This is a genomic window from Asaia spathodeae NBRC 105894 (assembly GCF_025994195.1).
GTDB lineage: Bacteria > Pseudomonadota > Alphaproteobacteria > Acetobacterales > Acetobacteraceae > Asaia > Asaia siamensis.
Window position 1 is genome coordinate 28,016 of the sequence record NZ_BAPY01000053.1, and the last position, 26,492, is coordinate 54,507.

General features: G+C 55.8%; 21 protein-coding genes. 6 read left to right on the forward strand and 15 right to left on the reverse strand.

The genetic code is table 11. From position 1 onward, the window contains the following. Nucleotides 1–21: 21 nt before the first annotated feature. The 10 genes from AA105894_RS13115 to AA105894_RS13160 form a co-directional block, all read right to left on the reverse strand. On the reverse strand, nucleotides 22–855 hold the full coding sequence (locus tag AA105894_RS13115) for an SDR family oxidoreductase (protein ID WP_267312149.1): 834 nt from the start codon (nucleotides 853–855) through the stop codon (nucleotides 22–24). Nucleotides 856–1,030: 175 nt separating this feature from the next. Beyond that, nucleotides 1,031–2,305 carry a methyl-accepting chemotaxis protein gene (locus tag AA105894_RS13120; protein WP_267312150.1) on the reverse strand — a complete coding sequence of 425 codons (1,275 nt, stop codon included), beginning with the start codon at nucleotides 2,303–2,305 and terminating at the stop codon, nucleotides 1,031–1,033. A gap of 223 nt (nucleotides 2,306–2,528) precedes the next feature. Then, on the reverse strand, nucleotides 2,529–4,310 hold the full coding sequence (locus tag AA105894_RS13125; RefSeq protein ID WP_267312151.1) for a methyl-accepting chemotaxis protein: 1,782 nt from the start codon (nucleotides 4,308–4,310) through the stop codon (nucleotides 2,529–2,531). A gap of 829 nt (nucleotides 4,311–5,139) precedes the next feature. Next, entirely contained in the window at nucleotides 5,140–5,862 is a 723-nt protein-coding gene (gene flgH / locus AA105894_RS13130; RefSeq protein ID WP_267312152.1) for a flagellar basal body L-ring protein FlgH, read from the reverse strand. A 32-nt stretch (nucleotides 5,863–5,894) separates the two neighbouring features. Then, nucleotides 5,895–6,893: a flagellar basal body P-ring formation chaperone FlgA gene (gene flgA, locus AA105894_RS13135; protein WP_267312153.1), complete on the reverse strand. Its 999-nt coding sequence runs from the start codon at nucleotides 6,891–6,893 to the stop codon at nucleotides 5,895–5,897. A gap of 7 nt (nucleotides 6,894–6,900) precedes the next feature. Next, nucleotides 6,901–7,686 (reverse strand): flagellar basal-body rod protein FlgG, encoded by a 786-nt coding sequence (gene flgG, locus AA105894_RS13140; RefSeq protein WP_267312193.1) that lies wholly within the window; start codon nucleotides 7,684–7,686, stop codon nucleotides 6,901–6,903. 247 nt (nucleotides 7,687–7,933) lie between these two features. Then, entirely contained in the window at nucleotides 7,934–9,334 is a 1,401-nt protein-coding gene (locus AA105894_RS13145; RefSeq protein ID WP_267312194.1) for a tetratricopeptide repeat protein, read from the reverse strand. Nucleotides 9,335–9,336: 2 nt separating this feature from the next. Next, the gene (locus tag AA105894_RS13150) at nucleotides 9,337–10,422 is read right to left on the reverse strand and encodes a flagellin (RefSeq protein ID WP_267312154.1); all 1,086 of its coding nucleotides are present in this window, start codon (nucleotides 10,420–10,422) and stop codon (nucleotides 9,337–9,339) included. An 18-nt stretch (nucleotides 10,423–10,440) separates the two neighbouring features. Beyond that, a complete protein-coding gene (gene flgK, locus AA105894_RS13155; RefSeq protein ID WP_267312155.1) occupies nucleotides 10,441–12,003 on the reverse strand; it encodes a flagellar hook-associated protein FlgK in 1,563 nt (520 codons plus the stop codon). Nucleotides 12,004–12,198: 195 nt separating this feature from the next. Then, nucleotides 12,199–13,881: a methyl-accepting chemotaxis protein gene (locus AA105894_RS13160; protein ID WP_267312156.1), complete on the reverse strand. Its 1,683-nt coding sequence runs from the start codon at nucleotides 13,879–13,881 to the stop codon at nucleotides 12,199–12,201. A 675-nt stretch (nucleotides 13,882–14,556) separates the two neighbouring features. Here AA105894_RS13160 and AA105894_RS13165 point away from each other — a divergent pair. From AA105894_RS13165 to AA105894_RS13180, 4 genes are all read left to right on the forward strand, one after another. Beyond that, complete coding sequence (locus tag AA105894_RS13165; RefSeq protein WP_267312157.1) at nucleotides 14,557–16,299, forward strand: flagellar hook-basal body complex protein; 1,743 nt, start codon at nucleotides 14,557–14,559, stop codon at nucleotides 16,297–16,299. A gap of 214 nt (nucleotides 16,300–16,513) precedes the next feature. Beyond that, nucleotides 16,514–17,035 (forward strand): flagellar basal body-associated FliL family protein, encoded by a 522-nt coding sequence (locus AA105894_RS13170; RefSeq protein WP_267312158.1) that lies wholly within the window; start codon nucleotides 16,514–16,516, stop codon nucleotides 17,033–17,035. Between the two features lie 50 nt (nucleotides 17,036–17,085). Beyond that, the gene (gene fliM, locus AA105894_RS13175; RefSeq protein WP_267312159.1) at nucleotides 17,086–18,207 is read left to right on the forward strand and encodes a flagellar motor switch protein FliM; all 1,122 of its coding nucleotides are present in this window, start codon (nucleotides 17,086–17,088) and stop codon (nucleotides 18,205–18,207) included. Nucleotides 18,208–18,268: 61 nt separating this feature from the next. Beyond that, on the forward strand, nucleotides 18,269–18,895 hold the full coding sequence (locus AA105894_RS13180; RefSeq protein ID WP_267312160.1) for a DUF6468 domain-containing protein: 627 nt from the start codon (nucleotides 18,269–18,271) through the stop codon (nucleotides 18,893–18,895). Between the two features lie 7 nt (nucleotides 18,896–18,902). Here AA105894_RS13180 and AA105894_RS13185 read toward each other — a convergent pair whose 3' ends face one another. The 4 genes from AA105894_RS13185 to AA105894_RS13200 are packed head-to-tail and all read right to left on the reverse strand — an operon-like array spanning nucleotide 18,903 to nucleotide 21,232. Further along, nucleotides 18,903–19,361, reverse strand: a complete 459-nt coding sequence (locus tag AA105894_RS13185) for a hypothetical protein (protein ID WP_267312161.1) — start codon at nucleotides 19,359–19,361, stop codon at nucleotides 18,903–18,905. After that, nucleotides 19,358–19,765 carry a hypothetical protein gene (locus AA105894_RS13190; RefSeq protein WP_267312162.1) on the reverse strand — a complete coding sequence of 136 codons (408 nt, stop codon included), beginning with the start codon at nucleotides 19,763–19,765 and terminating at the stop codon, nucleotides 19,358–19,360. Before AA105894_RS13190 ends, AA105894_RS13185 begins: the two co-directional genes overlap by 4 nt. Continuing rightward, nucleotides 19,762–20,094, reverse strand: a complete 333-nt coding sequence (locus tag AA105894_RS13195; protein WP_267312163.1) for a rod-binding protein — start codon at nucleotides 20,092–20,094, stop codon at nucleotides 19,762–19,764. The genes AA105894_RS13190 and AA105894_RS13195 overlap by 4 nt, the downstream gene beginning before the upstream one ends. Nucleotides 20,095–20,098: 4 nt before the next feature. Then, nucleotides 20,099–21,232, reverse strand: a complete 1,134-nt coding sequence (locus AA105894_RS13200; RefSeq protein WP_188424446.1) for a flagellar basal body P-ring protein FlgI — start codon at nucleotides 21,230–21,232, stop codon at nucleotides 20,099–20,101. 378 nt (nucleotides 21,233–21,610) lie between these two features. Here AA105894_RS13200 and AA105894_RS13205 point away from each other — a divergent pair, with 378 nt between their 5' ends. Continuing rightward, entirely contained in the window at nucleotides 21,611–22,411 is an 801-nt protein-coding gene (locus tag AA105894_RS13205; protein ID WP_267312164.1) for a transglycosylase SLT domain-containing protein, read from the forward strand. On the opposite strand, the gene AA105894_RS13210 is transcribed toward AA105894_RS13205, so the two are convergent. Further along, nucleotides 22,408–23,997, reverse strand: coding sequence for a tetratricopeptide repeat protein (locus AA105894_RS13210; protein ID WP_267312165.1), 1,590 nt, complete (start codon nucleotides 23,995–23,997; stop codon nucleotides 22,408–22,410). The two genes, AA105894_RS13205 and AA105894_RS13210, sit on opposite strands and share 4 nt — an antisense overlap. A 396-nt stretch (nucleotides 23,998–24,393) precedes the next feature. On the opposite strand from AA105894_RS13210, the gene flhA reads away from it, so the two are divergent. Next, on the forward strand, nucleotides 24,394–26,427 hold the full coding sequence (gene flhA / locus AA105894_RS13215; protein WP_267312196.1) for a flagellar biosynthesis protein FlhA: 2,034 nt from the start codon (nucleotides 24,394–24,396) through the stop codon (nucleotides 26,425–26,427). Nucleotides 26,428–26,492: the final 65 nt, after the last annotated feature.

Genomic DNA, 26,492 nt, shown 5'->3' on the forward strand with positions numbered 1-26,492 from the left:
GCCCTTGTCGTCTGGCGATTGTCAGCCGGGTGATGGCAGCTTGCCCGCACGCATCGCAGCGATAACCCCGCCATCGATCAGCAGATCGCTACCTGTGATGAATCCGGCATCATACCCAAGAAGAAAGCTCGCCGCTATGGCGATTTCATCGGGTGGTGCCATGCGCCCTGAAGGCGATGCAGCCACCATGGCGCGATAGATATCGCCGGTAGGCGAGGCAAGCTCGTGCGCGGCCAGAGGGGTAACGATAATGCCTGGGCTGATCGCGTTCACACGTGCACCGCGTGCCCCCCAGTGAACCGCTTCGGTCTGTACGCGCAGGATATTGGCGCGCTTGGAAACCATATAGGCCACCATCGGGTCACCCACCGCCTCTTTCTGCAGGCAGGGCAACGCCAAAAGCGCGTCTGCAGGCATCAGGGCCAACTGGCGCTCGTCCTCCTCCGGCAGGGGACGCATCATGTGACCGGCCATGCTGGACACGAGCAGACCGGATCCGCCCCGCGCCATGACATGACGAAACACCTCGAATACTACTGCAGAACCGTAGAGATCGATCTCGAGAATTTTCTCGACCGGGGCCATGTTGGGTGACACGCCAGCCGTATTGGCCAGTTGCATGACCGGCCCCAAAGCGAGCGCCGCCTCGGCCAGCGCCTGAACCGAGGCACGCGAGGCAACATCGACATGACGCGTCTCGACCGTATAGCTGGCAGCACGCAGCGTCTCCGCCGCCTCATTCATTGTTTTATCGTTATAATCCGCCAGAAGAATGGTTTTACCGATCCCCTGACGGCGGGCGATGGCCTGACCTATCCCTCCGGCCCCTATAACGACAATGACTTCAGAAACCATTGAAATGCCCCTTATTGAATCAGGCGTTAACGGGCAAAGCAAACCCGAACATCCATCATACCGGGGCAGCGCATCAGGATTAGCCGCTCAGTTGCATATGAACCTATGCCGGAAATTCATGAGTAGGAGTGACTGGGGCCGAACATCCTCCAAAATCGGGAAAAGACGAAACGGATCACCCTTCCCGGTCGTACACCTTCACAAATTCGTCGAGGGACAGGATCTTGGTATCGAGGTCATAACAGGTCGCGTTTACGTCCTCCGTCATGGCCATGTTGTCGCCCGCTACTTTGTTGATTGATGAGATCGTCCGGTTGATATCCTCAATATGGTCGACCTGCTTTATGGTCGTGGAGTGAATCCGGGTGATCAGACTGTCTACAGCGCTGACCTGAGTAGCAATTTTCTCGAGACCGCCTTCAACATCCTCGACCAGCTGGACTCCTCGTTTCATCGACACACTGGACTCAGTGACCAGATTGCCGATGATTTTCGCAGCCTCTGACGAACGCACCGCCAGAGACCGTATCTCGTCAGCCACCACCCCGAAGCCTTTCCCCTCCTGCCCCGCATGGGCGGCTTCAACAGCCGCGTTGAAGGAGAGAAGCCGCGTCTGAAGGCTGATATCCTGAATCACGCCGAGGCTCTCGACCATTTCCTGATAGCTCGAAACAATACCCGAAATGGCTTCGACTGTGCTCGTGACGACAAGTTTGAAGCTGTTGGCGTCTTCATTGACTTCCGCAACGAGATCTCTGGCCCGTTCCACATTCTTTGCCGTGTCGGAAACGGCAGTGTTGATCTCCTCCACGCTTGCCGCAGCCTCGACGATATCGCGCGCCTGTGCCTGGGTTCTGCCTGAGAGGGCAATGCTTCCGTCCCGGATCGTTGCTGAAACCTGGCAGACAGCATCGACATTCGACGAGATTTCCGAAATGACCTTTTTGAGATTTTCGGTCGTCTTGTGAGCCTGCTGCGCCGCGGCCTCGCTCTGCTGCCGCGCTGCCCGCACGAGAGACAATGTCGACCCGGCGCCGATATAGCGACCGTCACGGGTGATCAGAAAACCACGATAGAGATCATTCGTGTCCTTGCTGAGAATGTTCTGCGTGAAATCAGCGATCAGCATATCATGGGGAACAATGATCGGAGCCTGCTGGATCAGAAGCCGGACAGGGCGTCTGGTATAGAGCGCACGCCCGAACCGCCCGGCCATCAGGCCGAAAAAGAACTGCCTGTCTACCAGGCCCTGGGGCCGCTGCTGCTCATCGACGATCGCAATCATCATGATGTTCGCATCACGCGAGAAGAGCTCGTGGACACTTGCCCCTACATCATGGGGTAAAAGGCTAGGGATCGTGTCTGCAATATCTTCCATGATCACAGGAATATTCTCATGAATATCCTGCAAACAATCCTCACGGATTTCTGCAACCTCAACTGCTGCCATCAGTGAATAGCCTCTGATAATATGACATTTTTATTACACAAAGCGTAAAAAATAGGATCATCTATCTGAGAGAGACTATGCCGTTGTTGTAACCACCTCAAGCGCTTCGGGGAAAAGCGTTCATTAAATCTTCGGTCATGTACGATCGCAGGTGCTTTCAGGCAGTCAACATGCGGCGATGTGTTTTCCCCTGACCGATTATCGTGCGGTCAGGGGAAAGATGTCAGTGTTCTAGTTTAAACAAAGCGACACGTTCCCTGAGAACGGAAGCCGCCTTGTCGAGAGAGGCAATCGCTGCGGTATTTTCTTCAACCATCGCCGCATTCTGCTGCGTCGATTTAGTCATTTCACCAACCGCAAGATTGATTTCCTGAATTGCCGAGAACTGCCCTGTGGCCGACTGAGCAATTTCAGCGACGAGCTTGTCGATTTCGGAGACTTGCCCGAGGATGATGCCAAGAGCACCACCAGCCTCACGCACCAGACGCACACCATCCGTCACATAATCGCTCGAACTCGACACCATTTCCTTGACGCGGCGCGCCCCTTCGGTAGAGCGCTGGGCCAGGGTGCGCACCTCTGTTGCCACCACGGCGAAACCCCTGCCAGCATCTCCAGCACGCGCCGCCTCGATCCCTGCATTCAGTGCCAGCAAATTGGTCTGGAAGGCAATTTCGTCAATGAGGCCGATAACCTGACTGATCTGGGAGAAACTGCTCTCGATCTGGCTCATCGCGCTGACCGCCTTATGCACCATAGACCCGGATTTTTCCGCACCGGTGCGTGTTTCATCGGTCACCGTTGCCGCCTTGCGCGCACTATCCGCCGAGTCACGCAACATGCTCACCACGCGTTCGATAGCCGCCGAGGATTGCTCGATACTCGCCGCCTGCTGTTCGGTGCGGCGTGACATATCGTTGGAAGCGACCGAAATTTCGCCGGTTCCTGAGCCAATCGCCATGACACTCTGCTGAATCACGGCAAAAGTCTGATTGAGGCGTTCGAATGAATCATTGAAATCCGTCTTCATGACCTGAAGACGCTGCGGTAGCTGCGCCTCGATACGATAGACAAGATTGCCATCCGACGCTGCAGCGAGCCCTTTGCGAATGGCTTCGACGGCGCGCGATTCCTCCTCAAGTTCCCTGGCAACACGCTCGGCATTGGCGGCACGTTCCTTGGCAACCACTTCGCGTTCGGCAGCCTGCTCCGCCTCCAGAAGACGTGCTTTCTGCAAACCGCTCTGGATCGTACTGAGCGCTTTGGCCATATCGCCCACCTCGTCGCCGCGCTCGACACAGGGAATGGTGCCGTCAAGAGCGCCTTCGGCAATACCCAGCATACGGTCGCGCACCAAAAGTAGGGGCGCCACAATCGTTCTCTGGCTCATGATCAGGGTCGCGACAAGAATAAGGATCTGAACGATGATTAAACCGATGACACAGTTGCGGATCGAGGCATTGGCGGCATCAGCCTGCTTTTTTGCGGCGTTCGCGACATGGGTGATTCTCTGACCGGTGATCGCGCCAATATCGATCGCCAAATGAACACCATCCTGATCAGATGCCTGCATGATGGTACGCATATGCGGCACGTCACCCTTGTTCAGGGCGGTCAGTATTTCATTGAGCTGACCTTCGAACCTGTCGTATCGCGTCAGTAGCGGCACCAATATCGCCTCCAGACGGGGATCTGTCCGATTTGCCTCCGAGAACAGATCGCGAGTACCCCGCATATCCTTCTGGAAGCGTGTGACGACCTCTCCCACAAACGGGCTCTGAGCCTGATCGGTCAGAAGATGAGAGGCATAAAGAAGCGCATTCAACTTGTCGGAGATACGCGCAAGAATAATCGTGCCATGATCATCCTGGTTGATGAAAGCACGATAGCGGGCATCTGTCGCGATCTGGTTCTGAACCAGAAACGCCGTGCCAATGAACGTCACCAGTGTCAAAGTGATTGCAACAAGCGCAATCTTGGTCTTGAAACGAAGAACACTAAACATGGAAGGGAGAGCCTTATCTCAAGGTGCCCCCAAATGGTCAGAGATAAACATTAAAAAATCATCTCTAAGCACCACCGCTCGTTACGGAGGAAAAAAGGTAACACCCGTCCTCCATACTTGGAAGCAATAGCGAAAAATTTACTTTACATATTATTTTTACTTATTGGACCGAAAACAGCAAAGATGAAAGAACGCGCAGGCAATACGACTAGGAGGATTTATCCTGATGACTAGCATGCTGGCGCTTAACCCTCAAAACGAGGTAGGTCATCAAGCCACAAATAATAAGGAAGACCGAAATCATCGCTCCCAGATCACATATGGCCGCCCCGGATGAAAAATCACCAAGTAACACCCCCTGATCCGAGAGCCATTCGCCGGTTGCCGACAAAATGTGAGAGAATATCGTCTCGATCAGGCCGAGAACTGCGAGTACGAATATTATTTTCGCTATCATAATACCTATCTGGTCTGCTACCCCGAAAACAGGCCCGAGCCTAGGCACCAAACATTAAGAGAAAATTCGCCCTCTCGGGGAAAATCGATTAAAAATGAATGAATTATGCGCTTTATATCGCTTTGAGGCGTTCGTGGATGGTCACCCCGCCCAAAAGCCTCCTCATAAGACGAAGTACCGCCTCTTCTGCCTCCCGAAGGGGAGGCACATCACGAAAAAAATCCGCATAAAAACCACAAAGCAATAGCGGTTCACACTATTGGCACGCGAAGATTTTTTATTCAATCAATACACGCGTAATCGAGATAGAATTTACATAGACAGGAAATGCAAACAGTTCATCAACACTGTATGGAGACCCGATTTCCGAGATCAGAAGGGCAGCACGCTATCCATGATCTGCTGCCCATAACGTGCAGACTGCACCTTGGTCAGCTGACCACGACCGCCATAGGAAATACGCGCTTCCGCGATGCGGTCATGAGTAACGATGTTGCCTTCGGTGATGTCCTGCGGACGTACGACACCGCTGACCATCAACTGACGCAACTCACCATTCACGCGTACCTCCTGTCTCGCAACGATCACGAAATTACCGTTCGGAAGCACCTGAGTGATTGTTCCTGCAAGAGCAAGCGTGACGATTTCATTGCGACGTATGATACCGCTTCCAGTATTCGCGCTTGCACTACTTGTATCGAGCGCACTCGAACTTGAGAGTATCTTTCCCTGCGCCCCAAAGAAGCTTGGTATACCGAAGGTCTGAGACCCGCTCCCTGCAACGGTCGTGTTGTCGTTGACGGCAGCGTTGTCGGAAATATTGACGTTGATTGTGATGAGGTCGCCAACCTGCGAGGCACGCTGGTCCTTGAAAAACGCTCTGCTCCCCGGACGCCACAAGCTGCCCACTTCGGTTGGCGGCGGCTGAAGGGGTGGCATAGGCATGGTGATTGGCCGATAATCGGGAGCCTGGGTCGGGTCAGAGGTCTGTGTCATCCGCGGTGGATGACCCATTTCCGTAAGATCGGCGAGCGAGGTACAGGCGCTCAATGACGTCAGCAAGGCCAGAGAACCGATCAGAAAAGGGCGTTTCATCGTCCTGACCTTTGAAGTGAATCGAGAGCAGATCATGGCATCGTGCTACGCGTCGACATTGCCAGACGTCTGGCCGTATTGGGGTCGGAAGGAACCGGATGGCTGCTGAGTTCAACCGAGATATTGGAACCATCCATAACCCGACCGCTCACGATCATGCCGCTGGCCTCGTTCAGCGCCCTGATCTGCTGCCTGACACCACCATCTTCCATCGCACGCCCTGCAATAGTGAGCCTCAGCCCCGGAGCCTCGTAGCTTATCATTACCGGATCGCCCTTATGCATGACGACCGTGCGCTGAAGATCCTGCGCCATGACGGCAGCCCCCGCCACAACACCACGACTGACACTCAACCCGTCGATTTCGCTCTCATTGACGACAGCCTTGGCAGGAAGATGGCCCGAATAGGAGTCGTCCGTCCGTACATCTGCGGCACTGATGACGCTGCCAGCCGGAAGCGCGCGCGTGTAAACAAGTACACGCTGGGTCGCGTGGATAATGCCCGTCAGCATGAAGGAATCGGAAGCCAGATCGCCGGTCGGATGAGCGCGATAGACAGTCGACGAAAACCAGCCGCTGCGCTGATCCCATTTGACATCGGAGAGAACAACCGGCTCAGGCTCATCGGTCGAGACGGTCAGCGGATGAAAATCACGCAGGGCAATGGAAATCGGCCCCTCACCAAGTTCAGGCAGATTTTTCCGGATCAAGGCATCGAAATAGGCTTCATCGAGAATACGACCAGCCCGCATGATCGTCATGGAGGCAGAAGCCGATTGATCTTCCCATTCGACGCCGTATTGATCGGCAATGGCAATCAATTGCTGTCCGCTGACTTCGATCATCCCTCCCGGCGCGGGTCCCGGCCCAAGAATACGATCCTGCCCCTGCTCCAGCCCCGAAAAGATATCGGAAAGGCGTACGCTGTCAGAGGAGACCGTCGTGGCATGGCGCAGGGTCGCTGCACTTGCTGTTGACGAGCTGACTATCAGTGCAAGCGCGGTCGAAAGAGCCGGAAGGAGCCAGCGCATAAGGACATTACCGTAGATTGGTGAGCGTCTGAAGCATCTCGTTGGAAGCTGTAATGACCTTGCTGTTCATCTCATAAGCACGCTGGGCCGTAATCAGCGACGTGATTTCAGTCACGACATTTACAGAAGATTCCTCAACAAATCCTTGACGCACGGAGCCATATCCCTCGCTTTGCGGAGTGCTGAGATTGGCTGTGCCCGAAGAGGTCGTCTCGGTGAAGAGATTCTGCCCCATGGCGGCAAGACCGTTTTCGTTCTGGAATGTTGCCAGCTGCATCTGCCCTGCCACCTGCGCCGTGGTCTGGCCGGAGAGCGTATACTGAACCTGTCCGGACTGATCGATCGTTATGTTTTCAGCATTATTCGGCACGGCAATATTCGGTGAAAGCGGATAGCCATCAGCCGAGACAATGGTGCCATCCTGCGAGAGAGAAAAAGTACCGTCGCGAGTGTAGGCATATTCGCCGGAAGGAAGGGTCACGCGAAAATAGCCACGCCCTTCGATGGCCAGGTCGAGCGAATTGCCCGTCTGCTCCAGCGTGCCTTGCTCATTGATACGGTAAATGCCTGCCGTACGAACACCGAGACCGACCTGTGCACCTGCCGGTACAAGATCACCGGTGTCCGAGCTCATGGTCCCGGCGCGGCGCAGATCCTGATAGATAAGATCCTGAAATTCTGCACGACGACGCTTGTAACCGGTCGTCGTCATGTTAGCGATATTATTGGAGATCGTCTCGACATTTGTCGTCTGAGCCTGCATGCCCGTATTCGCAATATCAAGCGATCGCATCATTTTAAGACGTGCTCCTGATGCTCAGAATCAAAGCATCTCTTTTTGAATGGTGTAACAGTGCAGAAATCACAGCAGATCGCGAGCGCGTCCCGCATCGTGTCAAATAGCAGTAGTGATAATTCCTTTTGGAAGCGTAAATCGCCGGACGGCTTTGGCACCGCCTCGCGTGATCACGAACCGGTTACAGCCTACAACGTTCCGTTTCACAATGCGAGCATCGTATCGGGAACTTTTCCAGATTTTTTCAAACAGCTTCTGCCTGGGCCTGCATGTGCTCTTCGCGGAACACGGCAAGAGCTTCCTTTATGGAGAGAACCGGCCCGCTCCAGTCGAGCGGCGCGCTCTGCTGGAAGATCCTCACTGACTCATACCAGGGAGACTCCGTGCGCCCCGATAACCATCGCCAGCACTGATCATAGCGGGAGAGAAGCCAGGTCGGCTTGCCGAGCGCCGCGGCAACATGACAGGTCGAGGTATCGACGGCAATAACCAGATCGAGCTCTCCGACCAGCGCTGCAGTATCGCTGAAATCATGCAGGAAACCTGTATGATCAATCAGGCGCATACCAGCAGGTGGGGTGCTCGCCTGAGACGCTTTTTCGCCGACCTGGAGGCTATAGAACACGACGTCTGGTATCGACGCCAGAGTCCCGAAGGTCGACAGATCGGTCGAACGTCGCCTGTCAGCCAGAAAGGCCGCCTGTATCTCCGGATGAGGCGCCCCGGCCCAGACGAGGCCGACGCGCAGGCATTTACCCTCACCTTGCAGCCTATCGTCAGCAAGTTTCTGCTTCCAGAATGCCTGCTTATCAGGATCGAGAACGAGATAGCCCTCGGCGTGCGGAATTGTCTCAAGTGTTGTCCCCAGTGCCATGGGAAGGCTGAGCACCGGACATTCCAGATCATGCGCCGGGATCGCGTCGTCTTCGCTTGAAACCGTGTGGTCCGGGAAGGAAGCCTGAAGAAGCGACACCAGTTCCGGCCGAACGTGCAGGATGACACGGCCCACACGTTGGGCTGCCTGGTCGATAAATCGCGAAAACTGGATGACGTCGCCGAATCCGCCCTCTGTGGATATCAGCAGAGTCTGCTCTGGCGCTGATGACCCTGTCCAGCGCGGTTTTTTCAGATCGAAGCTTCGATGATTCTGGGCGGTCCAGCGGTGTTCATATTCCCTGAAACCTTCCAGATACTGACCACTCTGCAGGAGAGAGACGGCAAGATTGGTTCGGCTATAGGCGTTCTCAGGCGCAGCTGTGATTGCGAGACGATGAAATTGAAGCGCCAGCGCATGATCGCCCCTATGATCAAGGGCGACACCCATATTGCTCAGCGCCAGAGCATGGGCGCAGTCAAGCTGGATGCTGTTGCGGTAGCACGCAATCGCGTTCTCATACTGACTGAGATGCAGAAAGCTGTTACCCAGGTTGGACCAGCCATCAGCAAGATCAGGATCGATCTGAACTGCTCGTGTCAGAAAGGCCGTCGCCTCGTTGAAACGGTTCAGGAGATTCAGAAGACCACCATAATTGCACAGGGTTTTCGAATCGCTGGGATCGGCCTTTATCCGTGCTTCATAAGCGTGCCGTGCTTCGTCCAGACGACCGGCTAGTTGCAGGGACTCAGCACTTCCTTCCGGATGCACGATCAAAGGTAATCCGCCAGCGTCATGCCCTTCATGTTCGAAATGAGTATGTAAGACGCGTTGAGGCTCGTTTTGATATTCGATGCGTTCGTCGCAACGGTCGCCATATCGGCATTGCGCGCGTTACCAAGCTGTGTCTCAAGCATAGTATTGACCCCATTCAGCAACGTCGTCTGGGCTGTCAAGCTGTTTTGCGTGCCGCCCACGGCGCCTTCCTGCTCGGTCAATTGGCTGATGGTCGTGCCAAGTGACGTATAAATCTGTTTGGCAAGATCGGAAAATCCAGGCGTCTCGGACGACATTCCATTCATGGCAGACACCGCCATAAGGTCACGCATGAGATCGCGTATGGGCGAGCCGGTCGAGGTGGAAGACGCAGCCGAAGTTGTCGACGCTTGCGTGGCGACCATCCCGATAGACGTCGGGCTGTTTGTGCCAGTCATGATGGAACGCTGTCCGCTCACAGCCTGAGAAGCCGAAACAGAAAGTGCAGAAGAGAAAACCGAGACTGAGGGATCGTTTGAAGCCGCCAGGCCAGTAATCTGCGTGAGGACGCTGCTCGCCCCTGTGCTGGACACCGATTTGACGCTGGCAGCAATCTGCTGAGCCAGGGACGTATCAGAAAGCGCCGTCTGCCCTTTCACGGGCGAAGTCGTCGAATCGGTGCCGGCAAACACGTAATTGGTGCCATCGCTCGTGTTCAGAAGCGTCTTCATGCTCGCCAGCGCAGCTTGCGCTGCAGCCGACGCCGCAGCAACCTGGCTCGTGGTTGCTGTACCCGAAACCCCGAGCAGGTTCGTCGACAGGGTCTGAGCCTGGGAGACCAGCTGGTTCAGCGACGTGGCGGTCACAGAGAGCGTTGTCTGCGCATTCGAGATGTTCGACTGCCAGGACTGCACCTGGGTGATCTTGGGCGTGAGGTCCAGAACTGTGGCCCGGGACGAGCCAAGATCGGCATAGGTTGCCGCGACGATCCCGGTGCTGCTCTGCCAGGTCGCCGTTTCCTGCTGCGCGGTCAACTCCTTCACACCCGCTTCGAGAATGAGCGAGAGAGCGGACCCACCATATTGATTTATCGCGTTGCTCATCGCTCGCTCCGGGAGAAATTACTGAATCGCGCTCAGAAGCGCATTGAACATGGTCTGCACAGTCGAGATGACCTTTGCATTGGCCGTGTAAGCGTTCTGAAGCGCTACGGTCTTGGCCATCTCGTCATTGACATTCACCCCGGACACGTCGGCAACCTTTGTCTGGAGCAGGGTCAGCACAGCGGAACTCGAGGTCACTCCCGAACTTGCGGCAGCGATCGTCGCGCCCTGATTGGACGTCAGCGCCGTGGAAAGTGCCAGCAATCCCTGCCCACCGGTATACCCCGTAGAGAGCATGCCATTCGCACCCAAACCCGACGATGGCGCCGAAAGTGCGCCGCTCACATCGTCAGGGTCTGAGCCGAACCCGACTGAAAGCACATTGCTGATGACACTCGTATCGCCCGAATTGGTCGTGCCGTCACTATTGGTCGTGGTTGTCAGAAGCGACGGAGTGGCCTTGTATGTGGCGCTTACGCTCAGGCTTGATGACAGACCGACGATCCCGTCAGGGACGGGCTTCGTGAAATCGGACGACTGCAGATTGCTCGACCCGCCCGCACTGGTCGTGAAAAGAGAGAGCCCGGCACTGCTGAAACGATTCATGACTGTGTACGATAACGAGTCGAGCTGCGCCTGCATCTGCGGATAAACGGTATCGCGCAGTGCAATATTGGCGCCGAGATTACCTCCCGTCAGACTTCCCGTAATATCCTGCCCCGCAAGAGTGATCGCCGGAATAGACGTATCGCTGTCCTGAGGGCTATAGTAGGAGCTGCTGGAGAGCGTGACACTGGATGTCGTCAGAGGCCAAGTTTCACTTGGCAGGGTCTGTGTGCTGTTATCAAGCCCCATCTGATCGGGCCGCGTCGGCAACTGGGTGCCATTCGCTGTGCGCACAACCATGTCGCCATTGCTGCTGGTGGTGAAAGAGACATCCAGACTGCTGGACAGATCGGCCATCACGCCCAGACGCTGATTCTCAAGGTCAGCCGTATTTTGCCCCAACCCCTTAAATTTCATGATCTGCTGGGAAAGTGCGCCGATCTGCGTCAGATCCGAATTGACAGACGAAACGGTTGAAACAACGCTATCCGCAGCGCCCTGCCGCTGTGTGGCATAGGTCGATGCGAGAGTGTGAATCGTGTCCGTCAAAGCGGATGCCTTGTTCACCACCGCAGTCTGCGACGCACTTTGCGACGGCGTAGACGTGAGCGAGATCAGGGCGCTCTGCAAATTGCCGAGTTGATCAGTGAGCGTCGCGGTGCTGCCCGAATCAGCCGACGTCGATCCCTGCACCGCAGAGAGCGCCGCCAGTGAGTTGCTCATTGTCGTATAGGAAGACGACGCTGCGTTCTGTCGATAGAGCGACGATTGAAGAGCCTGGTTGATTGAGAGCTGAGTGCCGCCCAGCCGCACTCCGGCTCCGATCCCACCCGCAACGGAGGAGAGGGTTGCAACCGTCTCTTTCACATAACCGGTCGTGCTGGCGTTGGCGACATTATTGGCCGTGACGGCGTATTGCGCCTCGATAACGTTCAGACTGCCAGACGCTATGGAGAGAGAAGCCAGCAGGTTCATCTTTATCCGTTCCGCATGAAAATACGACCGCGCACGGCCAGATCGACTGGTAGGCCTGCCTTACCGAACAGGATGAAGCGGGCTTACCGATCGGCTCTAATGTGAAATGGTTTCGGAAAGGTTTCGCTGGCAGCCCCCTTCGGGAGAGTCGTACCCTCCCTTTTTCTCGCCACCATGCGGCAGGGCGTCACGCCTTTAATGCAATGACAGCTCGGCGGACATCAGTTCATTGGAGAGAGTGAATTCCCCTACGAGCCCCCTGAGACGCCCGGCTTCGCCTTCAAGGCTGTTCGCAGCCGCCGTTGCCTCTTCCACCATCGCCGCATTCTGCTGTGTCACACGGTCCAACTGGCCGACTGCCTCATTGACCCGGCCCAGACCCTCGGCCTGCTCGACCGAGCCATGAGCAATCTCGGAGAGAACCGTATCGATATCGGAAATCTGCCCAACGATGCCGGATAATGCGCTTCCGGCATCGACAATCAACTGAGCGCCCCGATCTGAATGCGCCGTCCCTTCAGCAATCAGTACACGGATCTCCTTCGAGGCCTTTGCGGAGCGCTCAGCCAACGCACGCACTTCAGTTGCAACGACGGAAAACCCGCGACCAGCCTCACCGGCACGGGCTGCCTCGACAGCCGCATTGAGAGCGAGAAGATTGGTTTGAAAAGCGATCTGCTCGATCATGCCCGTAATCTGCGAGATCGCCTTGGAACCCTCTTTCATCTTTTCCATTGCCGCTACGGCTTCATTGACGACTTCATGGGCCTTGAGCGCATCGACCCGGGCCATTGATGCAGAGTGAGCGGCATTTTTGGCACTCCCTGCGCTGCGAGCGACACGCGCCGTAATGTCGTCTAGAGTCGCTGCTGTACGCTCGAGGTTGCCCGCCTGCAATTCCGTGCGCTGAGCCAGGTCATTGGAAGCGACAACAATCTCGTTGGCGCCATTCGCCACGGTCCCGACTGCCGCCCAGACCCCGCCGAGTGTCACATCCAGCCTGGCGATAGCCCGATTGAAATCCTCACGCAGCTTCTCATAGGTCGGGTCGATACCGCCATTCATCCTGAAGCTCAGGATATTGTCGGCCAGCTTCGCCAACCCTCTCCCTATACTGTCGATTGCCTGAACACGCCCTGTAATAACGGTGGCATATTTAACCACTTTGACGACGTGACCATACATGTCGAAAATCGGATTATAAGAGGCCTGCAGCCAGACATGATTACCGTTCTTATCCAGCCGTTTGCACTCGAGCGGAACGTAGCCCCCTTCACGGAGCTTGTCCCAGAATGCCGCGTAGTCAGCGCTTAGCGCAATGGGCGGATCTATGAAGATTCTATGATTCTTTCCGACGATTTCTTCGAGCGTATAAGACATCGCTTCAAGAAAATTTTCGTTCGCCGTCAAAATTGTGCCATCCGGCAGAAATTCTATAACCGCCTGTGCGCGCGAAATGGCGTCGAGCTTGCCCTTTGTGTCGGCACGCAACATAGCGGCCTCTGTCACCACAGCCGCAACCTTGACGATTTTATACACTCTTCCGGTTATGTCGCGCACCGGGTTGTAACTCGCTTGCAGCAACACTTCGTTACCATTTTTGGTAAGCCTAATGCATTCCTGGGAGTAAGCTTCTCCAGACGAGAGCTTGACCCAAAAATCGGCGTATTCGCGTGTGATCCTGAATTTTTCGTCGACAAAAAGCGAATGGTGCCGCCCAACGATCTCGTCCAGCCTATAACCCATAGCCGCACAAAAATTCTCGTTGGCGTCAAGAATCTGGCCCTTGAGATCGAATTCGATAAAGGCGAGCGCACGCTCTAGCGCTCCAAGTTTCGCCTTGGAATCCGCCCAGCCACCAGGCCACGACTTCAGCATCTGCTTTATTCTCCAAATTCCAGTGTTCAGATCCGCGATCTGCCTGGCACTTTAAGTTTTGCATAAGCGGGACAAGCCGAAAAAAGATCCCACTCTTGAACATTTTCATTTTGTAAGGAAAACAAAATAAACCAAGGAAAATCGCGCCTTCAGGCGGTGCCAGCAAGCGAAATACCCCCGGCTGGATGAAGACCAAACGTTCCATCCTCGCCATTGACCACGCGATGACGATACCGACAATCGAACGCCCACTCGCCTTAACGAAGGCTCAGAGCGTCGATCCCCTCAAGTCAATCGCAATCTCATGTGGAGCCAATACTGATTAACAGAAAGTTTTCATAAGTCTATTTTTTAAAAGTTAGAAAAAAAATATTGTAGTAATTTAACGTTATATTATCGCCTCTCTACGAACGCGATTGACCCAAAGCGCGCGCGCCACAACGTAACAACGCTTGCTTTTCCCTCCATGCGTGCTACCCATGGGTCTCGCCAGGCTTCATGTCGCATAGGGAACGTTAATCATCTCTTTGGTGAAGAGACTGACTACCATCCTGACCCACGTGTGGGCGGGCATTTTTTGAGTGATAACCCTTCATTTCATCTTCGGATGTTTCGCGATTTTTATCCCCTTCGGGTAGGCGGAGCACCCTGCGGCGCACCAGTCGAGGATACCAAATGTCAGTTTTCAACGCCCTTACGACCGCTGTCAGTGGCATTAACGCACAATCGACAGCCTTCACCAATTTGAGCAACAACATCGCGAACAGCCAGACCGTCGGTTACAAGGCTGATACAACCTCATTCCAGAATTTTGTCGCCGGTTCCCTGATCGGCAGCACGGCGTCGGCAGATATCTCAGATTCCGTTTCGGCCGTGACGGTGCAGCACGTCGACAATCAGGGCACCCCGACAAGCACAAGCAACAGTCTCGCTTCAGCCATATCCGGCAATGGCCTGTTCGTCGTATCGAAGCCGACTGGCATCAGCAATACCAGCACAACACACTTCCAGAACCGCAGCTATTTTACACGAAATGGGGAATTTTCCCAAAATAACCAGGGTTATCTGGTCAATACAAGCGGGTACTATCTCAACGGCTACATGGTCGACCCCACAACAGGGCAGCTGGGTACAACACTCAGTCCTATCAACGTCGATAATATCAGCTATCGCCCCCCCCAGACAAACACGATCAGCCTGACGGCCACGGTTGGCACCATGCCAGCAGACGCCTCGAAATATACCGCGTCAGATGCGCAAACATACACGACGGCGCCCGTGACGGTGTATGATACCAACGCGACAGAGCATCATGTTGCCCTAACCTGGCAACAGAGCACGACCAATCCCTTGGTCTGGACCGCGAGCGCCTATGATGCCGACGGCACAGGCGATATCGATCAAGCCAGCAACACCTATAATGTCACGTTCAACAGCAACGGCACGCTGGCCAGTGTTACGAACTCGAGCGGAGCCACTGTCGGCTCGACCACGAGCGGCGCTGCCGTTACCCTGCCAATCACAGCATCCTATGGGACCAACACTACCCAGACGATGAATCTCTCTCTTGGTACCATCGGCGGGACCAGTGGCACCATCATGGCGGCCTCGACTGGCACAGCGAGCAAAAGCGCCATAACGAGCCTGACCCTCAACACGACCAATCAGACCGCGACCGAGAACAGCGCCCAGATCGGCACGACGACAGGCTCGAACCAGAGCTACATGACGTCGCCGGTGGCTATACCGACTACAGCTGGATCAGCCTCATCCACCATCCCTGTTTCGGTACTTTGGTCGCAAACTTCCGCCTCTCCGCCTACTTGGAATGTCTCGGCAGTTAATGCCTCAACCGGTGAAGTCCTGAGCGGCGTCAGCTCTGTCACTTTCAACGCCCAAGGCGTAGCGACATCAACTCCTGTCCCCACCTCTTTGTCGATCACGGGCTCGGACTACACCATCACGCTCCCTTCTCTGACAAATGGCAGTAATCCCCTGCTTTCCACTTCCAGCACGCTTGGATTGGATACGACCGCCCTCACCTCCGATAGCGTCAATTCGGGTAGCTACGAAGGTGTTCAGATCCAAAGCGATGGATCGGTCATGGCACAATTCGGCAATGGCGCATCGCAGCTCGTCGGTAAGATCGCCCTGGCCAATTTCGCCAACGTCAATGGCCTGAATGCCGTTGACGGCCAAGCCTACACGGCAACCACGGCCTCCGGGAATCCAACAATCGGTGTCGTTGGCGAAAACGGTACGGGCACTTTGTCGGTCGGCTATACGGAATCTTCAACGACAAACCTGACGAGCGATCTGTCAGCGCTTATCGTTGCGCAGGAAGCCTATTCCGCCAATACGAAGGTCGTTACCACAGCTGACACGCTGTTGCAGACCACAATCGCCATGAAGCAATAATCCGACCAGAAAAACAACTTACGCAAGCCGGCTCTCCAGGAGAGTCGGCTGCATTGACAAGATGTTAATCCGGGCGGTCTAGTTTGCCTTGTGGCAGATATCAACCTGATATTCCCAATCTAAAAATGTCTCCATCTCACTGGAAAAACTCCCAGATTTTCCTGCTGCGAGAGTTTATTCTTTCTTCGGCAAACTTTTTTCGAGCTTCTATCCCATGAGTGAATCCCAATTCGATGACGCCCTCGACATCAATCCTGTCGACGACGACCGACTGGGTAAGGTTGCCCACCCGAAAAAAAAGCGATTCGCCATTATTGCTGGCATTCTTGCCATCGGCCTTCTGGGAGGCAGTACCTATTTGGCTATCCATAAAGGATGGATCTTTGGGCAGAACAAATCTGCGAGTTCAACGATGGCTTCGATCGCCCCGCAGCATACGACTTTTCTGACAATACCTGCGGTTATTTCGAGCCTCGACAACGGCGACAGCCGCCCTGTCTATGTAAAAATGGCTACGAAACTGGAAATCGAAGGCAAGGAGAGCGAAGCGTCGCTAAAGCGCTTCATCCCGGAAATCCAGGATATCTTCCAAACCTATCTGCACGAAACCCGCCCTCAGGAAATTCGGGGAAATGGCATATATCGTCTGCGTGAAACTCTGCTGCGTCGCCTGAGGGTTCAGGTTGCCCCCCTTAAGGTCACCAATTTCTATATCACCGAGTTTTTGATCCAGTAGGCGTTTCCAGGTCGGGGTATTTTGGACTTCTATTTGGGCAGAGTCACATAATGAATAAAGAAAACGCGCCTTTTTCCAGGGAGAACGGAGATTTTGATCGGGAATTTCTTAATTCCGAACATGACGATGCCCAGAATGACGAGGCGTTTGCAACGGGCGATACCCTTCACGAAATGCTCGATCAGTCCGAGATCGATAATCTTCTGGGTGGCGCCTTCAGTGACCTACCGGAGCGTCATGAATCGGGTATGGAGCGCATCATCAGGGCGGGATTTGTCGCCTATGAGCGCATGCCCATGCTCGAAATCGTTCTGGATCGGCTTGTACGCCTACTGACAACCGGCCTGCGCAATTTCACGAATGACAACGTTGAGATTACCATGGAGTACACACGCTCCATGTGCTTTGGCGACTACGTGAACAGTGTTCCGTCTTCTTCCCTGTTTGCCGTATTTAAGGCGGTGCAATGGGAGAATTTCGGCCTTGTTGTCATCGATTCGGCCTTGGCTTACTCGATCATCGATATCCTCATGGGGGGGCAGCGTGGCAGGGGCCATTCGGGGATCGAGGGGCGCCCGCATACCGCCATAGAGCGTGCGCTGATTGAAAAGCTGGTTTCTCTCGCCCTGAGAGAGCTCTCCGCTGCGTTCAGCCCCGTATGCGAGGTCGAGCTGATTTTCGAACGACTGGAAGTCAGCTCCCGTTTCGCCGCCATCGCCCGTGCCTCGAATGCTGTCGTCACCTCGAAAATGCATATCGATATGGAAGACAGAACCGGGAACATGGATCTCGTCATTCCCTATGCAACGCTCGAACCGGTGCGAGACCTCCTTTCCCAGCAATTCATGGGCGAGCGTTTCGGTCGTGACTCCGTATGGGAAGATCATCTGATTTCCGAGATCATGGAAACAGATGCAGAAGTCCTCGCCGTTCTGGAAGAGCAGTCGATTTCCCTTGCTCAGCTTCTCGACATGAAGCCCGGCATGCAGATCCTTTTCCCGCAAAAGGCCAAGGGCTCGTTTCCTGTAACCCTGCAATGCAACCAGACCTCCCTGTTCGAGGGGCATCTCGGTCAGATCAGCGGAAGAGCCGCAGTGAAGATCGATCAAAGACTGGTTCCGGATGACAGCCCGCATACCCACAGCCCAAGCGAGCCAACTCCCTATGATTGAGGGGCAGAAAAGTGCATCATGTCGCCCGTTTCAGGGCCGATCGTGAGAAGGATGACCCACAATGCTGGCGCAGGCACAAATATTCATAGAGATCGCTCTCTCTGCCCTTCTCTTGCTGGGCATCGCCTTCAATTTTCATATCAGCAAAAGTCTCTCTTCGCTGAAGAATGATCGGGCCAGCCTTCTCAAACTCATTGAAAAACTAGAAACGAGCATCAAGAACGCCCATGACGGGGTGGAAAAACTTCGCGTTGCGGGACAGGTGAGCGGGCGCCCTCTAACGCGCACCATCGAACAGGCGAAGATCGTCAGCTCCGAGCTCGACACGCTGGTTGATCGCGCGGACTCAAAGGCTGAGAAACTGACCGAACTGACAGGAAAAGCCTCAACACGCGAGCAGGCGCTCGGAAAACTTCTCGACGATGCAGCAGATCTAAAACTCGATATTCTTCGTAAAATCGAATCACCGCTTATTGACGAACCGACCGACGATGCAGATTCCGCTTCATTTTCCGTCGAGATAGAGGCGCCCCCAGCCGGGGTTTCTGCAGCTGCGAAGCCTTCTGCGCCATCCAAGTCAAATCCGACCGATGAGAGTAAGCGCAAGCCTTCAGCTCAAGAAAGCAGGCCTTTACACAAGTCGAAGCAACGGTTCGAGAATACCTTCCTTGGAGGGCCGACCCGCTAGGAGATCCTTACCAATAGGCTCCACTGACATAACGAGGCTGGGTCGCCCCAGGATCGGCCCTGTGTGACCAAGCGCTCCAATCCCATAAGGCTGTATCGCGTCTGTTCTCTGCCGACATTTCCGGGATAGGCGGAACATTCCTGATCGGCTTGTGACGGCCATTCACCACTTTGCTCGAATTCACCAGATAGGCATAGGCGACGTCGGTTCCCATATAGACGCAGCCGCACCCAATGGGATCCGCATAAAGATAGACCAGCCCCGAAGGTGACTCACGATACGTCATCACGCCTGGCGGCAACGTGTTCATCATCGCGTAACGCGCCGTCGTGTCGGCGGGGTGCGCAATGAACCCGGCCTCGGCAATACGCCGCCCCATATCAAGATAGGGCTTTGCAGGAGACTGGCACGCCGCAAGAAGCACCAAAGGGAGCGCCGCGACGAGAGAACGTCCAGGGACGCTCATACGTCACTACTGAGGGTCAGCCCCCCTCCCTGCGTAGCGGTCGACGCATAATGCCCGCTGGCACCATAGCCCTTCGCCGCTTCCTCATCTGCATTGCTGACTATAAGCTGGATGAACTGCGTCTGCGCCTCGACAGAAGACTCAAGCAACGCCTGATTCTCGTTGATCAGTTCGCCAAATTCGGCGATGGCCGCTTCCAGCCTTTGCCTGTCTCCTCCGGCCCCGGCGAAACGACGCAGGGCCTCGTCCAGAGCATCGATATTCTGCGTTTTTTCTGCCAGAAGCGCCGCAACGATTTCAGGTTTTCCAGCCCGCAATGCCGCATTTTCAGCCTCGAGCGTGGCCTTGAGTTTTGCAACGGCACGGATCGAGCGAATGGCTTCCTTCTCGGGATCAGCACTCATGAGGATGCCTTCTCCTGCATCGCCAGTATCTGACGATAGACGCTGTCAGCAATGCCGACACCGCCCCCTTTGGCGATCTCCTTGCCCATCTCAAGCACCTGCAGCGAGCGATACTGCTTTTCCGCAGCGCCACCGCCAAATACGTTGTCGGACGTATCGGCCGTGTCGAACATCGGCTGGAGCAATTCCCCCAGGGTGATACCTTCGAAGGAGACGGCGGTTTCACGTGCCTTGTCCAGGCGCGCCTGATCGGCAGCCTGTCGCGCGGCATTCTGCGCGATATCGCGACTGGATGAGGCAGCGCCGAGTGCCGAAACTGAATCGCTCATAATTCTATCGAACCTCCAGATCCGCCTGCAACGCGCCATCGGCCTTGATTGCCTGCAGAATGCTGATCATGTCACGCGGCCCCATACCCAGCGCATTAAGCCCGGAAACGAGACTTGCGAGGGTTGGTCCCTCGCGCAGAATACCCAAGCGGTGAGAACTGTCTGTGCTCGCATCGATCTGGGTTCGCGGCACGATGGCTGTCGTCCCGTTCGAGAAAGGAGCAGGCTGTGCGATGAGCGGCGTCTCAGTGACCTGAATTGTCAGATTGCCCTGGGCAATCGCTACCGTACTGATCCGCACATTGTCTCCCATCACGATCGTTCCGCTCGCTTCGTCCACAATGACTTTCGCCATGGTGTCCGGTTCGACCATCAGATCACCTATGCGATAAAGCAGAGAAGGCGCATCACGCCCTGCCATATTGACGGCGATTGTACGTGGATCATCCATGCGCGCCATGCCACGTCCGATCGAGCGGTTGATGGCGTTGACGATCCGGTTGGCTGTCGTGAAATTCGGATTACGCAGCGACAGGTGAATGATGCCACCATTGCCCAGCACAACCGGCACTTCGCGTTCCACCACGGCGCCATTGGCGATATGTCCGGTCGTCGGAATATTGCGGGTCGCGGAAGCAGCAGCCCCACCGACCGCGAAGGCGTTGGTCACCAGCGATCCCTGTGCAACGGCATAGACTTCACCATCGGCAGCCTGAAGGGGCGTCACCAGCAACGTGCCGCCTGCAAGATCGCGGGAATCACCCACGGCCGATACCGTCACGTCGATACGCCCGCCCCCATGCGAGAAAGGAGGGAGCGTTGCCGTGACCATGACCGCGGCCACGTCATGCGTCTGAAGCTGCACCTCGCGATCACGGATATTCACGCCCAAACGGTTAAGCATGCTGATCAGTGTTTCACGGGTGAAAATGGTATTTGTCAGACGGTCGCCTGTGCCTCTGAGGCCAACCACAAGGCCATAACCGACCAGTTGGTTGTCCCGGACGCCTTCGTAATCGACAATATCTTTCACACGCACCGATGTTGCGCATGAGGCCGGTGCGTAACCCAATACGGGAACTGCCACTGCAAGAAACAGCGCAAATCCGAGCCAGCGCTTAGCCAAAATGACCCCCATCCATATTATCTCTTGAAATTGGCACCGTCTGGACGGGTACCCGGACGATAATGCTGCTTATGACAATTAATTCTATACAATTGGATAATGTGCAGCGCCTCGGTGCAATGCGCTCCCTTGCCGCGTGTTGGCGGAACCTACGATACGTGTTTGCAACTTTCAACAGTTTCGAGACGAGAGCCCTGCTGCTGGTTCCATAATTTCATACGTTTTTTACACACGACATGCGATACAGATTGTCAGGTCGCGTCATGATCCTGTAACGGTGCATTGCATCTTCACCGGGTCGGCACGAGACGCCGTCTGGAAAACAGATTTTGCGCTCTCCGAGTTCAGCCGTAGCAACGCGGAATCCCATTTCTGATTGTCGCCGGAATTATGCGATCTTTTTTTAAATGCCGCTTTCTGAGCCTGATTTTGGTTGCACAACCATCTCTTTCCCACGCCCTCGCTCAAGGTGTGGAAAGCGAGCGTTGCCGCGACGCTGCCAGTCAGGCCGAACGCGCCTATCATATTCCGGATGGGTTCCTCTATGCCATCAGCCGGGTCGAAAGCGGCAAGACAGAACCTGACGGTCGTCTTTCCGCCTGGCCGTGGACGATCATGGCCAATGGTACCGGGCATTATTACGCAAGCAAGGCCGAAGCCATCATCGCCGCAACGGAATTCAGAAATCAGGGAATTGCCTCGATCGATGTCGGCTGCATGCAGGTCAATCTGCAGCAGCATCCTGATGCTTTCGGATCGCTCGATCAGGCGTTCGACCCTGTCAGCAATGCCCTCTATGCCGGGCGGTTCCTCATCCAGATGCACGACAAGATGGGGAGCTGGCCTCGTGCAGCAGCAGCCTATCACTCACAGACACCGGGTATCGGAACTCCCTATCAGTGGAAGGTGCTCGAAACCTGGGCCATCCCCGACGATGAAAAGGTGAAAACACCTCCTCCCGTCAGGAGCCCCCCCAAAGCGATTTCAAACCCGGTCAAAAAACCGGAGGACAACACCCTTATCGCGGCTGATGGCCCGGCTGCGCCTTCTGTCAGGAATTTTCATCCCTTCATGGGTCTCTCTCACTTCACGCAGCCCGCGCCGCATCATTCAGGCATGACAGGCATGCGTGGGCGCAGCCTCGCTTCCTATCGAAGCGCGCCCACGCCCCTCGCCCGCCCGACAGGCTAGGTTTCCCGCGGTCGCCACATATCGACCCAAAGGCGCAGCGCCTTTCCAACCTCCTGCAAAATGGGCCCAAAGCTTCGCTCCTGGGAGCGAAAGATACGCATCGTCGGATACCAGGGGCTTCCCTGCCCCTCATCTCCCCAGCGCCAGCATGCGTCCCACCGACTGATGAGCCATACAGGGCGCCCGAGCGCGCCTGCAAGATGGACCGGCGACGTATCGACCGATATTACGAGGTCGAGATTCTGCATGATGGCTGCCGTATCGGCCATATCGGACACTTCGCCCATTGGGTCCGATATGGGCTGGCCCTTCCAGTCTTTCAGAGCATCGCGCGCCGCACCGAACTGAAGGTTCACAATATCGGCCTCGATCGGAAGCAGGGCAGCCACCATATCTTCGAAACTGATCGAACGCCGCATATCTGCCAGAGCGAATTCGGAACGTCCCCGGCGCTCGCCCGCCCAGACCAGACCGATGCGCGGCCTGCCCGGCGGCAGACACGCCTTGAAACGGGTAATGTCCCCCTCGCTGGCGCGAAGATAGGGCACATTGACAGGGATATCCTGGACCGCACACATGCCGGTCAGATAAGGCAGATCCGGAATCGGCGCGACATAATCGAAGCTGTCGAGATCGGGCATTACCTTTGGCTCGACAACGGTCAGGTTGTCGCAGGACAGGCTTATCAGCCGGGAAATGCTGCCGGGCACATGCACACTGACCTCAGCCCCCCGCTCGACCAGAACCGATGCGTGACGTATGAATTGCAACGTGTCGCCAAGCCCCTGCTCCTGAAACAACAGGACGCGCTTCCCCGCCAGATCGCTTTCCGCTCTCAGCCGTTGCCGCCCACGCAGGCTTTCCTGCCAGGCGCTCACCTGTAGTGCACGATTGAAATACACAGGCCAACCGCGTGCGAACTGCCCTGCCTTGATCAGCGAACAGGCATAGCCGAAAGCAACCTCCTGCGAATGAGGATTGATCTTAAGCGCCTGCTCATAAAGCGCCAGCGCCTCGGTCGATCGGTTGAGCCGCTCCAGTGCGCACCCGGCATTGTTCAACAGCGAGACACTGACGTCTCCTGCCCGGAGGAGCGACATCGTGACATTGAGCGCCTCGGCAGGATAACCCACTTCCAACAGCGACATCGAGACGAATTCGCCGATCTCAATTCTCTGTCCGGGATATCGGCTCATAAGCGTGGCGAAATGCGCGCAACCTTCAGCCAGACCGCCCTTTACGATGCAAAGATGTGCCGTAAAGCAGTGGGCAACGACATTATCCGGCAGGAGACGCAGCACATTCTTCAGCAGAAGATCGACGATATCGTAACGAACAGAATGCCGCAGAACGAGGATCGCCCCCGAAAGCGACAAAAGCGCCTCATCCTGATGAACGGCAAGTGTCTCAAGAATACGCTGAAGCCCGAGATTGCCATTCTTGGAAAGGAACAGCTCTTCGCATGACTGCGAAAACCTTGCGGCGTCAGGCGGTGAGCCGGGAATTTTCCACCACCCCGCTTCTTCGGGCGAGGGGGCGGCAGCCAAAAGCGACGATGGAAGCTCATGCCCATTCACGCTGTTCATGTCCTGTCTCATTGGATCACCCATCGCTCTAAAAAACCCGAGTTCCTGTAAGCAAATGATTAGGCGTCGCACGCTTAATATCTTGCTTCACTCAGGAACTCGGGATACCTCTCTTTTTGAATTTGCGTCCCGGTCAAGGCGCACACGGCCCCACCAGACATAAAATAATCCAGCTGCGCGCGTTCATCGCCCCCCTGAGATTCGCCCTCAACCCAGGAAAGGGAAACGGATATCTTGGACACCGCGAAAGGCTCTTCCGGCCCCGGACCCGGCGCCCTCAAGCCATATCCCGGCAAAGCTGTCACGACCAAGCTTTTTTCAGCTCTTTCCAGTCAGGCTACGCGCGCTTCGGAATCCTGGCGAAGCGGCAGTTACAAATCCTCATGGCGTGCAGCCATTCCAGGCACCGATGTGGGACTCGCCATTGGCGTGTTGCTGCTGCTGTCGATTCTGATCATTCCACTTCCGACATTCATTCTCGATCTCGGGCTTTCTCTGTCGATCACCTCATCCGTACTCGTCCTGATGGTGTCGCTGTTTCTGGAACGCCCGATCGAATTCACCTCCTTTCCGACCCTTCTGCTTCTCACGACCCTGCTGCGCCTGTCGCTGGAGATTGCCACCACGCGCCTTATTCTGAGCCATGGCAGTGAGGGTACCTATGCTGCAGGCCATGTGGTGGCCGCATTCGGCGGCTTCCTCATGGGAGGAGATGTCGTCATCGGCGGCATTGTTTTCAGCATTCTCCTCGTCGTAAATTTCATGGTCATCACAAAAGGGTCCGGCCGTATTGCAGAAGTCGCCGCACGCTTCTTTCTCGACTCGATGCCTGGCAAGCAGATGGCGATCGATGCCGAACTCTCTTCCGGCGCCATCAACGATCGCACGGCCCGCCTGCGCCGCAAGGAGCTTGAAGATGAAAGCTCATTTTACGGCGCGATGGATGGCGCGGCTAAATTCGTGAGAGGCGATGCCATCGCTGCCCTCATCATCACGGCCATCAATATCGTGGGCGGGCTTGCCATCGGCGTACTTCGTCATGGCATGCCGATTGCCGATGCGGCCAGCACCTTTACCACTCTGACGGTCGGTGACGGGCTTGTCTCCCAGATTCCGGCACTTCTTGTCTCGACTGCCTCGGGTATTGTCGTCACCAAGGGGGGAACGGCAGGCTCGGCCGACGTCACTCTGGTGCGTCAGCTTGGTGGCAATCCCAAGCCAATGGCGATGGCCGCCGTGCTCTCAGGGTGCTTCGCTCTGATGCCGGGTTTGCCTGCGCTGCCATTCCTGGCGATTTCAGGCTTGGCGGGCGCAGCGGCGTGGTGGCGCTGGAAGGTACCCGTGCAGGACCCTTCAGAAGACAATGTCACGGAAAATGCGCCGCCGCCGAGCGCAACCCCGATTTCGGAAGTGCTCAAGCTCGATCTTTTGCGCCTCGAACTCGGCTTCGGTCTCTTGCCCATGACCAATGGCGACAATGCACAGCTCACCGAACAGATCAAAGCCCTCAGACGCACCATAGCTTCCGAAATGGGCTTCATTACGCCCCCGATCCGCATTCAGGACAATATCCTTCTGCCCTCTGAGCGCTATGTCATCAAACTTAAGGAGATCACGATCGGTTCCGGTGAGGTTCGTCCGGGCCGCCTGATGGCCATGACGCCCTCGGGCGGCATTCCGGATCTGGAAGGTGACCGCACAACCGAACCGGCCTTCGGTCTGCCCGCTGTCTGGATCGCCCCTGCTCTCAAGCCACGAGCCGTGGCTATGAAATGCACGGTAGTCGATCCGGCGAGCGTGCTCGTCACTCATCTCAGTGAACTGGTCAGGCAAAATCTGCCCGATTTGCTGACCTATGTGGCAACACAGGCCCTGCTCGATGAATTGCCCCGGGACCAGCAGAAGCTGGTAAGCGATCTGATCCCCTCGCAAGTGACGCTCAGCACGTTGCAGCGTGTGCTGCAGTCGCTTCTGGCCGAACGGGTATCGATACGCGATCTGCCGACCATTCTAGAAAGCATCCAGGAAGGTAGCGGGCTGGGCCTGCGCGGCATACAGGCACTGACCGGTCATGTCCGTATACGCCTCTCACGACAGATCTGCAGCGGACTTGAAGGACCTGGTGGTTACATTCCGATGATCACCCTCTCACCGGAATGGGAGAACGATTTCGCGACCCATATCGCAGGCCAAGGAGATGAAAGACGTCTGGCCATGCCGCCATCGATGCTGAACCGTTTCGTCGGCAAATTGCGCGACGCCTTCAATGCCGTGTCGGCAAGTGGCGAGGTACCGGTCATCGTTGTTTCCTCCACGGTAAGAGACTCCATGCGGTCCATTGTCGAGCGCGTACGTCCGACCGTGCCGGTGCTTTCACAGGCGGAAATCTATCCGCGCGCGCGCATCAAGACGATCGAGACCATCACCTGATCCGCAGCTTTCTCGTGATCGCAAGGGGCGCATTCTCTGGGGAGTTTTTCCTATCCGGAAACCTC

Coding starts and splice junctions, on each gene's coding strand:
- flgA (WP_267312153.1), bottom strand. CDS start 6,893: ATGCGCTGGCTCCTTCCGGCTCTTTCGACCGCGCTTGCACTGATAGTC.
- AA105894_RS13210 (WP_267312165.1), bottom strand. CDS start 23,997: ATGAACAGCGTGAATGGGCATGAGCTTCCATCGTCGCTTTTGGCTGCC.
- flgG (WP_267312193.1), bottom strand. CDS start 7,686: ATGCGATCGCTTGATATTGCGAATACGGGCATGCAGGCTCAGACGACA.
- AA105894_RS13125 (WP_267312151.1), bottom strand. CDS start 4,310: ATGTTTAGTGTTCTTCGTTTCAAGACCAAGATTGCGCTTGTTGCAATC.
- AA105894_RS13150 (WP_267312154.1), bottom strand. CDS start 10,422: ATGAGCAACGCGATAAATCAATATGGTGGGTCCGCTCTCTCGCTCATT.
- AA105894_RS13190 (WP_267312162.1), bottom strand. CDS start 19,765: ATGAGTGCTGATCCCGAGAAGGAAGCCATTCGCTCGATCCGTGCCGTT.
- AA105894_RS13165 (WP_267312157.1), top strand. CDS start 14,557: ATGTCAGTTTTCAACGCCCTTACGACCGCTGTCAGTGGCATTAACGCA.
- flgK (WP_267312155.1), bottom strand. CDS start 12,003: ATGAACCTGCTGGCTTCTCTCTCCATAGCGTCTGGCAGTCTGAACGTT.
- AA105894_RS13160 (WP_267312156.1), bottom strand. CDS start 13,881: ATGCTGAAGTCGTGGCCTGGTGGCTGGGCGGATTCCAAGGCGAAACTT.
- fliM (WP_267312159.1), top strand. CDS start 17,086: ATGAATAAAGAAAACGCGCCTTTTTCCAGGGAGAACGGAGATTTTGAT.
- AA105894_RS13205 (WP_267312164.1), top strand. CDS start 21,611: ATGCGATCTTTTTTTAAATGCCGCTTTCTGAGCCTGATTTTGGTTGCA.
- AA105894_RS13170 (WP_267312158.1), top strand. CDS start 16,514: ATGAGTGAATCCCAATTCGATGACGCCCTCGACATCAATCCTGTCGAC.
- AA105894_RS13185 (WP_267312161.1), bottom strand. CDS start 19,361: ATGAGCGTCCCTGGACGTTCTCTCGTCGCGGCGCTCCCTTTGGTGCTT.
- AA105894_RS13180 (WP_267312160.1), top strand. CDS start 18,269: ATGCTGGCGCAGGCACAAATATTCATAGAGATCGCTCTCTCTGCCCTT.
- AA105894_RS13120 (WP_267312150.1), bottom strand. CDS start 2,305: ATGGCAGCAGTTGAGGTTGCAGAAATCCGTGAGGATTGTTTGCAGGAT.
- AA105894_RS13195 (WP_267312163.1), bottom strand. CDS start 20,094: ATGAGCGATTCAGTTTCGGCACTCGGCGCTGCCTCATCCAGTCGCGAT.
- AA105894_RS13115 (WP_267312149.1), bottom strand. CDS start 855: ATGGTTTCTGAAGTCATTGTCGTTATAGGGGCCGGAGGGATAGGTCAG.
- flgH (WP_267312152.1), bottom strand. CDS start 5,862: ATGAAACGCCCTTTTCTGATCGGTTCTCTGGCCTTGCTGACGTCATTG.
- AA105894_RS13200 (WP_188424446.1), bottom strand. CDS start 21,232: ATGGGGGTCATTTTGGCTAAGCGCTGGCTCGGATTTGCGCTGTTTCTT.